This is a genomic window from Amycolatopsis thailandensis (assembly GCF_002234405.1).
Lineage (GTDB): Bacteria > Actinomycetota > Actinomycetes > Mycobacteriales > Pseudonocardiaceae > Amycolatopsis > Amycolatopsis thailandensis.
The window spans coordinates 53701-63301 of the sequence record NZ_NMQT01000007.1 but is presented as its reverse complement, the minus strand read 5'-3'; the positions used below and the strand labels follow the sequence as shown (position 1 = coordinate 63301).

At 67.5% G+C, this 9601-nt stretch carries 9 protein-coding genes; all 9 read right to left on the bottom strand.

The genetic code is table 11. The annotated features are described in order from the left end of the window. Positions 1-98 precede the first annotated feature (98 nt). Positions 99-1142 (bottom strand): hypothetical protein, encoded by a 1044-nt coding sequence (locus tag CFP71_RS01640; RefSeq protein WP_425266589.1) that lies wholly within the window; start codon positions 1140-1142, stop codon positions 99-101. Positions 1143-1226: 84 nt separating this feature from the next. Continuing rightward, positions 1227-1748: a hypothetical protein gene (locus tag CFP71_RS01635; protein ID WP_093932032.1), complete on the bottom strand. Its 522-nt coding sequence runs from the start codon at positions 1746-1748 to the stop codon at positions 1227-1229. A gap of 31 nt (positions 1749-1779) precedes the next feature. After that, entirely contained in the window at positions 1780-3045 is a 1266-nt protein-coding gene (locus CFP71_RS01630; RefSeq protein WP_093932031.1) for an MCE family protein, read from the bottom strand. Continuing rightward, entirely contained in the window at positions 3045-4244 is a 1200-nt protein-coding gene (locus CFP71_RS01625) for an MCE family protein (RefSeq protein WP_093932030.1), read from the bottom strand. The genes CFP71_RS01630 and CFP71_RS01625 overlap by 1 nt, the downstream gene beginning before the upstream one ends. Beyond that, positions 4244-5422: an MCE family protein gene (locus tag CFP71_RS01620; RefSeq protein WP_093932029.1), complete on the bottom strand. Its 1179-nt coding sequence runs from the start codon at positions 5420-5422 to the stop codon at positions 4244-4246. The genes CFP71_RS01625 and CFP71_RS01620 overlap by 1 nt, the downstream gene beginning before the upstream one ends. Then, complete coding sequence (locus CFP71_RS01615; RefSeq protein WP_093932028.1) at positions 5419-6405, bottom strand: MCE family protein; 987 nt, start codon at positions 6403-6405, stop codon at positions 5419-5421. The genes CFP71_RS01620 and CFP71_RS01615 overlap by 4 nt, the downstream gene beginning before the upstream one ends. After that, a complete protein-coding gene (locus CFP71_RS01610; RefSeq protein ID WP_093932027.1) occupies positions 6402-7433 on the bottom strand; it encodes an MCE family protein in 1032 nt (343 codons plus the stop codon). Before CFP71_RS01610 ends, CFP71_RS01615 begins: the two co-directional genes overlap by 4 nt. Continuing rightward, a complete protein-coding gene (locus CFP71_RS01605) occupies positions 7430-8767 on the bottom strand; it encodes an MCE family protein (protein ID WP_167405961.1) in 1338 nt (445 codons plus the stop codon). Before CFP71_RS01605 ends, CFP71_RS01610 begins: the two co-directional genes overlap by 4 nt. After that, positions 8764-9600, bottom strand: coding sequence for an MlaE family ABC transporter permease (locus CFP71_RS01600; RefSeq protein ID WP_005152080.1), 837 nt, complete (start codon positions 9598-9600; stop codon positions 8764-8766). Before CFP71_RS01600 ends, CFP71_RS01605 begins: the two co-directional genes overlap by 4 nt. Position 9601 lies beyond the last annotated feature (1 nt).

Below are 9601 nucleotides of genomic sequence, written 5' to 3'. Positions count from 1 at the left end.
GGCGCCGGATCGCGATTAGGGGGCTAAACGCAGGTCCGGGCGACGGGGGCGTGACGGCACCGGATCGCGTTTAGCGGGCTAAACGCGATCCGGGGGGGTTACTTGGAGGGGGGCGCGGAGGCGGGGGGCGCGGCGGGGGCCGAGGAGGCCGCCGGGTTCGGCGGAGCGGCATAGGTGTTCATCGCCGTGATCTTCCACTTGTCACCCTGCAGCTCCGCGTTCAAGTGCAGCTGCGCGCTCCCGGCGGTGGTCTTGTTCGTGTCGGCCCGCGTCGAGCTCTGGTCGACGAACACCATCACGTCGGCCCGGTCGCCCTCCAGCCGGATGACGGCGCTGCGGGTGACCTTGCAGGTCACGACCATCTTCTGCTGCGGGGCCAGCCGTTTGACCTCGCCCATCAGCAGGTTGTACTTCGCCCGCACCTCGTCGTTGACCAGCAGATCGCCCGCCGCGGTCTCGGTCTTCGAGATGTTCTTGTAGTCGTACGAGAACAGCGCCTCGGTCGCCTTCGAGACCTGGTCCTTGACCTGCGCGGTCTTCGCGACGTCCAGCAGCGCCGTGTTGTCCGTCGAGCCGGACACGTCGTCGGCCTGGATCTTGAACAGCACCGCGGTCGCGGCCAGCAGCAGCCCGACGACGACCAGCGCGCCCGCCAGGATCAGCTTGCCGGAGCCCGGCTTCTTCGCCTTCGTCTCGGAGGACTCGTCGGCGACCTCGGCTTCGGCCTCTTCGATGTCGTCCGGCTTCTCCTCGGCGACCGCACGCGCCTTCGCCCGCGGACTCGGCTTCGCGACGACCTCGTCTTCAGGGGCGTCAGAGTCCTCTGGGGCCTCCTCGACCGCCGAAAGCGCCTCGGGGGTCTCTACGACCTCAGCAGTGTCCTCAACGGACCCAGCGGGCTCAGTGGCCTCGACAGCCGAAGCAGGCTCGGCGACCTCGGGCTCGACAGCCTCAGGCTCGACCACAGGAGCGGGGCGAGGAGCAGGCCTCGGACGCCGCACCGGCGCCGGCTTCGCCACCGGCGTCTCATCGACCTCGGAGACGACCTCCGGCGCGGAAACCTCCGGCGCGGACACATCCGTGGAGGAGGCCTCCGAGGCGGGCACCTCGGAAGCGGGAGCGGGCCGTCGCAGACCGGCCACCCGGGGGCGGCGCACCGGCGGAGTGCTGCGAGGGGGCTGGCGACGGGAGGGGGGCACTACGAGGCTCCGTTCTAGGTGACGCTCTTACTGACCGGCCGCGACGAGGGGCACGTTGTCGATCCCGGACAGCTTCCACTCGTCGCCGACCCGGGTCATCGAGACCTCCAGGCGCAACGCCTTCGAGCTCGCCTTGTCGCCCTGGGTGACCTGGGTGGTGATGGCGGCGAGGAAGCTCGCCTTGCCCTCGTGGTCGTCGAGTTCCTCGACCGCGATGTCCTGGATCGTGGTCACGACCTTGGTCTTCGCGTCGCTGAGCGCCTTGCGGTACGTCGGCTCCAGCTGCGCCAGCTGCTGGCTCATCTTGTCGTCGGAGACGGCCTTCTGCTGATTGAAGAACGCGTCGAGGTTCTCGAAGTCGACCTCGGTGTACGCCTTGATCGCGCGGCCGCCCGCGTCGCCTACTTCGTCGCGCGAGCGCGCCAGGTCGGCGTTGTCGTCCGACGCGGCCACGGCCCACTGGACGCCGAAGATCGCCGCGGCGACGAAGGCGGCAAGGGCGAACGCGGCCGCCCCGAGGACCAGGGTCCGCGATCGAGAAGAACTCATGACACTCCAGGGTAGGTATACGGTCTCGGGCTCAGCCGGGCAGGCCCAGCAGCGCGCCCAGGCTGGCCAGGCTGACCCCCGGGCTCTGCAGGACGCTCGGCATGCCCTGCGCCGCGCGCAAGGCCGCCAGCTCCTCGGCGGACCGGCCGGCGTTCTTCGCGACGTCGCCTTCCGACGGGATCTGCGGAACCCCGTTGTACGGCACGTTCTGCGAGCCGCGCACGTTGATCGGGCTGCCCTTCGGCTCGGCGCAGTACGCGTCGTCCTTCGGCGGGCGAACCGTCGCGTCGGTGCCTTCGCGGTACTTGTCGAGGCCGATGTAGCCCTTGGTGCACGAAGGCGGGTTGAACAGGTTGAGCGCGAGACCCAGGTGCGCGGTGCCGTCGTTGGCGACGCTGTTCGCGCCCGCGGCCAGCATCGGGTAGGTCACCAGCCCCTGCTCGAGGCCGTCGAGCCGGGTCACCAGCAGGTTGGACGTCGTGAGCAGGTTCGCCGTCAGCGCGCCCAGCCCGGGCCCGGATTCGGCGAGCACCGAGCTGATCTGGTTCGCCACCTGCGGGGTGATCCCGATCAGCTTCCGGATGTCGGCGTCGGAGTTCTTCAGCGTGCCGGACAGCTTGTTCAGGTCGGCGCTGAACGACTTCATCGAGCTCGCCATGTCGTTCTGCGTCTCGAGGACCTGGCCGCCCTTCTCCAGCAGCTGGACGGTCTGCGGCAGGTACTCCTGCGCGGTCGCGGTGAAGCTCCGCGCGGTGTCGAGCAGCCGTTGCAGGTCCGGGCCGGTGCCGTTGAAGGCGTCGTACGACTCGTCGACGACCTTGCGCAGCGAGTCCGTCGGCACCGAGGCCGCGAGGCTGTCGAGGTCACCGATGAGCTGCTCGGTGGGCACCGGCGTCTTGACCTTGTCGGCCGGGATGACCGAGCCCGCGTTCAGGAACGGCCCCTTCTCGCTCTTGGGCCGCAGGTCGACGAACTGCTCGCCGACCGCCGACCGGTTCGCGACCACGGCGTCCAGATCGGCGGGCACCTGCGGGGCGTCTGGAGCGATGTTGAGGTCGGCTTCCAGGCCGGTCTTGGTCAGGCGCAGCTGGCCGACCCGGCCGATGTTGAAGCCGCGGTAGGTGACCTCGGCGTTCTCGAAGATGCCGCCGGACTGCTTGAGCTGCATTTTCACCGTGTAGCCCTCGTCGCCGAAGACCTGGCCGAGCCCGGCGAACCGGATCAGCGCGTACACGATGAAGACCACGGAGATGATCGCGAACGCGACCAGCTGGATTTTCGTCCTACGGACCAGCATCAGCCGGCACCTCCCGAGAGCAGGCCGAAGATCCCGGCGGGTCCGGTCTGTCGCGGCTGTCCGCCGCCCTGCGGCGCGCTCGCCTGGTTACCGGCGACACCGCCGACGCTGTCGGGGATCGGCAGCGGCGGGTTCACGCCCGGCCCTTCGGTCCCGCCGGTCAGCCCCGGCACCGGGATGACGTCCTGGAGCGGGTTCTGCCTGCTTCGGCCGAGGTTCTTGAGGATCTCGTTCAAGTTCAGGTCGACCTTCGCGAACAGGTTGAAGTAGTCGCCCTTGACCCCGTCGTACGCGGCGTCGCTGAACGGGAACGTCAGCAGGATCTCCAGCGCCTTCGGCAGATCCGAACCGGCCTCGCCGAGCTTCTGCAACGTCGGCTGAAGCGCCTTGAGGTCGGCGACGAGGTCTTCCTTGCTCTTGTTCACCGTGTCGACGGCGACACCGGAGAGGTTGTTGAGCGCGTTCAGCATGGTCACCAGCTGGCCGCGCTGCTGCTCCAGCACGCCAAGGCCGGGACCGAGGTTGTCGACCGCGCCGACCAGCTTGTCCTTCTGGCCGTTCAGGGTGAGCGAGAGCCGGTTCAGCCCGTCGAGCGCCCGCGTGATGTTCGCGGACTGCTTGTCCAGGTTCGTGACCAGCTCGTTGGTGTTGTTCAGCAACGCCTTCAGCTCCGGCGAACGGCCACTGGTGGCGTTGTTGAGTTCCTTGGTGATGGTGTTGAGCTGCTCGACCCCGCCGCCGTTGAGCAGCAGCGAAAGCGCGCCGAGCAGCTCTTCGACCTCGACGCTGCGATTCGTGCGGGCCAGCGGGATCACCGCGTTGTCGGCGAGCTTGCCCTGCCCGTCGGCGGGCGCGGCCAGCTCGACGTACTTCTCACCGAGCAGGCTCGACTGCTTGACGTTGGCCAGCGCGTTCGCCGGCAGCTTCACGTCGCCGTTCACCCGGAGGGTGACTTCGGCGTTCCAGCCGTCCTGGGTCAGCCCGATCGCTTCGACACGGCCGATGGAGACCTCGTTGACCTTCACCCCGGCCTGCGGGGTCAGGTCGAGCACGTCCCGGAACTGCACCTTGACCGTGTACGGATGGTCGCCGAGTTCGGCGCCACCGGGCAGCGGGACGTCGTAGATCCCGCTGAACCCGCAGCCGCTCAACGTCAGCGCGGCGACCGTTCCGGAGGCGATAAGAGCAAGTTTCCTCATCACTTGGCCGCCGTTCCGTAGAGCTGACCGGCGATGGGCAGCGGCAGCGGCGGCAACTGGCCCGCCTGGGAGGACTGGATCACCTGCGCGATCGACGGCAGCGGCACCAGCCCGTCGACCAGTCCGGCGATCCCCTTGCACGCGTCGCCGAGGGCGTCGAGCGCGTCCGGGGTCTGCTTGAGCAGGTTGCACACCATCACCAGCGGCGGCTGGGTGAGCTCGTTGAGGTTGGCCCGCGCGTCGAGCGTGCCCGACGAGGCGTTGTAGGTGTTGACCAGGTTCCCGAGGCCGACCGGGGCGACGTCGAGGATCTCGGCGAGCGCGCCGCGCTGGTCCACGAGCACCTTGGTCACGCTGGCCAGTTTGTCCACATTGGACTTGAGCCGGTCGCGGTTCTTCTCGATGAACCCCTGTACGGCGGTGAGCGTGTCGGACAGCTGCTTCACCGTCGCGGCGAGGTTGTCCTTCTCCCCCGCGAGGAATCCGCTGACGTCGGCGAGCTGCCGCTCGAAGTCGCGGACCTGCGAGTCGCTGTCGACCAGCGTCTGCGAGAAGGAGCCGAGGTTCTCGACCGTCTTGAACAGGTCGTCCTTGTTGCCGGACAACGTGCCCGCGGCCTGGCCGAGCTTCGTGATCGTGTCGTGCAGCGCCTGCCCGTTGCCGTCGAAGTTCTTCGCGGCGGTGTCGAGCAGGTTCGACAGCGAACCGTTCTTGTTGGCGCCGTTGGGCCCGAGCGACTTGCTGACCCGGGAGAGGCTGGCGGCGAGCTCGTCGACCTCGAGGGGGACCTCGGTGCGGTCGAGGCCGATGACGGCGCCGTCGGCGATCCGCGCGCCGCCCTTGTAGGCCGGGGCCAGCTGCACGTAGCGGTCGCTGACCAGCGACGGCGACACGATGATCGCCTTCGCGTCGGCGGGCACCGCCACCGAGCGGTCGTATTCGAGTTCGACGCGGACCTGGTTGCCCATCGGCTGGATCTTGGTGACCGTGCCCATGTCGACGCCGAGCATGCGGACGCTGTTGCCCTCGTAGAGGCCGACGGCGCCGGCGAAGTACGCGGTCACGTGATTGCGGCCGGCGTCCTTGAGCGTCCACCACAGCGCGCCGGCGACGACCAGCGCGAGCACGATCGCGATGGTGAAGCCGCGGGCGAGGCTGGAACCGAGACGGGTACTCATTTCTCGTAGCACCCCTTGTCGTTGATCGGCCCGAACGACGGCAGGACCAGTCCGCAGATGTAGTTGTCGAACCAGCGGCCGTTGCCGATCGTGTTCGTGAACACCCGGATGAACGGCGCGAACCGAGCGACGCCCTGGCCGAGGGCGTCCTGGTTGCGCTGCAACATCGAGGTCAGCTGGTCGAGCTGGGTGAGCACCGGGTCGAGCTGCGCGTCGTTGTCGTCGACCAGGCCCTTGAGCTGGGTGGCGAGGTTGCGCGAGCCGTCCAGCAGCGCGGTGATCGCGTCCTTGCGGCGGGACACCTCGCCGAGCAGCTTGTTGCCGTCGGCCAGCAGCTTCTGGAACTCGGCGTCGCGGTCGACGAGCGTCTGCGAGACCTGCCGCGTGTTCGCGAGCAGGCTCGACAGCTGCGAGTCACGTTTGGCGATGGTGTCCGAGAGGCGGGAAAGGCCGTTAAGGGCGCCCTTCACGTCGGCCGGGGTGTCGGCGAAGGTCTCCGTGATGACGTCGAAGCTCTTCGCCAGCTGCGTCGTGTCGATGTCGTCGACGGTCTGCGAAAGCCCACGGAAGGCGTCGAGGACGTCGAACGGCGACATCGTGCGCTCACGCGGGATGGTCGCGCTCGGGTCGAGCGTGCGCTGGCCCTGCGGGTCGAGCGCCAGGTACTTCTGGCCGAGCACGGTCTTGATCTTGATGGCCGCGCTGGTCTTGTCGCCAAGCCAGGCGTCCTTGACCTTGAACGAGATCCGGACCTTGTCGCCGTCGAGCTTGATGTCGGAGATCTTGCCGACCTTCACCCCGGCGACCCGGACGTCGTTGTCCTGCTGGAGACCGGAGGCCTCGCTGAAGTCCGCGGTGTAGGTCGTGCCGCCGCCGATCACCGGCAGGTCCTCGGAGTTGAGGGCGGCGAGGAAACCGAGCAGCAGCACCGAGATGCCGACCAGCGCGATCGGGATCGGATTGCGTTTCTGGAAGGACTTCATGCCGTGCACCTCGCCCGGTTCACCGGCAGCAGCGGCAGGTCGATCGGCGCGTTGATCAGCGGAGGCAGGGCGACGGCCCCCTTCAGCTCACAGGCGAAGAAGTTGAACCAGGAGCCGTAGTCGGCCGTGCGGGTCAGCGCCGTCACCTTCTGCGGCAGGAACTGGATGAAGTGCTCGACGATCGGCTGGCTGTCGTTGAGGTTCTTCGTCAGCGTGCCGAGCGCGGCGATGTCCTGCTTGAGCGGCTCGCGGGCCTCGCCGAGCAGACCGGACGTGGTCTGGGCGAGAGTGCCGAGCGAGTCGATGGCGTCACCGATCGGCTCACGGTCCGCGGCCAGCCCGGAGACCAGCTGCTGCAGTTTGACGATCAGGTCGTTCAGCTGCGGCGTGTGCGCGTTGACCGTGTCGAGCACCGAGTTCAGGTTGTCGATGACCTCACCGATCACCTGGTCCTTGTCGGAGATCGTGGTGGCCAGCGAGGCGGTGTGCTTCAGCAGGCTTTCGACCGTGCCGCCTTCGCCCTGCAAAACCTGGATGACCTCGTAGGACAGCTTGTTGATGTCGTCCGGGTTGAGCGCGGTGAACAGCGGCTTGAAGCCGTTGAACAGCTGCGTCAGGTCGAGCGCGGGCGTGGTCCGCTCCAGCGGGATGTTGCCGCCGGGCTCCAGGTTCTTCCCGGAGGAATCGGTGCCCTGCGCGAGCGAGACGTAGCGCTGGCCGACCAGGTTCCGGAACTTGATCTGCGCGGTGACCCCGGCGGGCAGCTTGCGGCCGGCGTCCACTTCGAACTCGACCTCGGCCTGGCGCCGGTCGACGATGCGGACGTCCTTGACCTGCCCGACCCGGACCCCCGCGATGCGGACGTCGTCGTTGGGCAGCAACAGGGTCGCGTCGCTGAACCGCGCCTTGTAGGCGTTGGTGCTGGTGGTGTTGATGTTGGCGATGCTGATCCCGAGGATCGTCGTGAACAGCACGGTGACCACGACGAAGGCGCAGAGCTTGATCAGCGGTGCAAGGAGTCCCCTCACTGGACGTGCACCTCCGCCCCACGGTAGAGCGGGCCGACGAGCAGCGAACCCCAGCCTGGCACGTCCGAGGCGGACATGCCGACCTGCGGCGCGACCAGCTGCGCGAGGAAGTCCGATTCGGAAGCGCTGTAGGACGGGCTACCGCCGGGCGCTCCCCCGCCGTTGTAACCGCCGACGTTCGCGTAGCCGTTCGAGGGCGAAAGGCCGTCGTTGGCCGACCGCGCCGGCGGTTTGACCGTGCTGCCGTCCTTGATCGGGCCGTCCGGCGGGTACTGCGGGAACGGGTCCGGGAACTGCTTCAGGTCGTAACAGCGCGGACCGCGTTTGTCCTCGAACCTCGGCTCGTCCTTGCCCGGCAGGTACGGCCCGCGGTTGACGGTGATCTCGATGGTCGCGTGCAGACCGGGCCGGTTCGTGCCCTTGCCGAGCGCCTTGTCGATCTTCGGCAGGTTGTCCGCCATCTGCCCGATCACGCACGGGTACTCCGGCGCGTACTTCGCCAGTAGCTCCGCCGTCGGGCGGGCGGTGTCGGCGAGCCGGATCAGGTTGTCGGCGTTGTTCCGCAGGAAGGTCTGCAGGTCGACCGAGGCCTGGGTGACGCTGCCGTAGAGGTTCTGCAGGTTCATCTTCTGGTCCACCACGGTGCGCGTGGTGGTGCTCAGGTTGTCCAAGGTCTGCACCAGATCCGGGGCCACGGCGTTGAGGTTGTCCGAGAACTTCGCCAGTTCCTTGAGGTTCTGCTGGAGCTGGGGTTCGTGCGGGTTCAGGTCGCCGACATAGCTGCCGAGCTGCGAGAGGGTGTCGCCGAGCTGGCCACCGCGGCCGTTGAGCGCGGTGGAGATCGCCGAAAGCGTGCTCGACAGCTTCTGCGGCTGGACCGCCTGAAGCACCGGCATCAGATGGGCGAAGGCCTGCTCCAGCTCGACGGCGCCGGACGTGCGGTCCTGGGTGATCACGTCGCCTTCGGCGATCGTCGTCGTCGAAGGAGCGTCCGGGATTTCGAGGGAAACGAAGCGTTCGCCGAACAACGTCTTCGGCAGGAATCGCGCGGAAACGTTCTGAGGGATCAGTTTCGCCGACTCCGGGTTCAACGCGAGAGTGAGCTCCGCGCCGTCCGGGGTCGCGGCGATGTCCTTCACCGAACCGACGATGAGGCCGCGGACCTTCACGTCGGACTGCTTCAGCAACTGGTTGCCGATGTTGCCCGATTGGAGCTTCACGCTCACGACGGGAGTGAAGGCCTTCTGGTACAGCGCGATGCTCAGCGCCACCCCGCCGACGAGCACGGCGACCAAGAGCAGGCCGAGCAACCTGCGCCGGACTGTCGCGATCATCCTGCGATCCTCACCGTGACGTCGGTTCCCCAGATCGCGAAACCGATGAAGAAGTTCATGATGGACACCGTGACGATGCTCAGCCGCACCGCCTTGCCGACAGCCACGCCGACACCGGCGGGGCCACCGGAGGCCCGGTACCCGAAATAGCAATGGGACAGGATGATCAAGACGCTGAACAACAGCACCTTGATGAACGAATACAACACATCCTGTGGTGGTAGGAACAGGTCGAAGTAATGGTCGTAGGTACCCGCTGACTGGTTGTAGATGTAGATAACGACCAACCGGGACGCGAGATACGAACTCAGCAGTCCGATGACGTACAGCGGGATGACCGCGACGAAACCGGCGATGATCCGCGTCGTCACCAGGTACGGCAGGCTCGGCACGCCCATGACCTCGAGCGCGTCGATCTCCTCGGAGATCCGCATCGCGCCCAGCTGGGCGGTGAACCCGGCGCCGACCGTCGCCGAAAGCGCGAGCCCGGCGACCAGCGGGGCGATCTCGCGGGTGTTGAAGAACGCGGTCAGGAAGCCGGTGAAGGCCGAAGTGCCGATCGAGTTCAGCGCCGAGTAGCCCTGGAGGCCGACGAGGACACCGGTGAACAGTGTCAGGCCGACCATCACGCCGACCGTGCCGCCGATGACGGCGAGCGAGCCGGAACCGAAGCTCACTTCGGCGAGCAGGCGCAGGACCTCTTTGGTGTAGCGGCGCAACGTCCGCGGCGTCCACAGCAACGCGCGGCCGTAGAACGACATCTGGTCACCGAGGTTGTCCAGAGTCTGCAAAGGACGGTTGGCGACCCGCTTGGCGCCCTGGAGAAAAGTCATC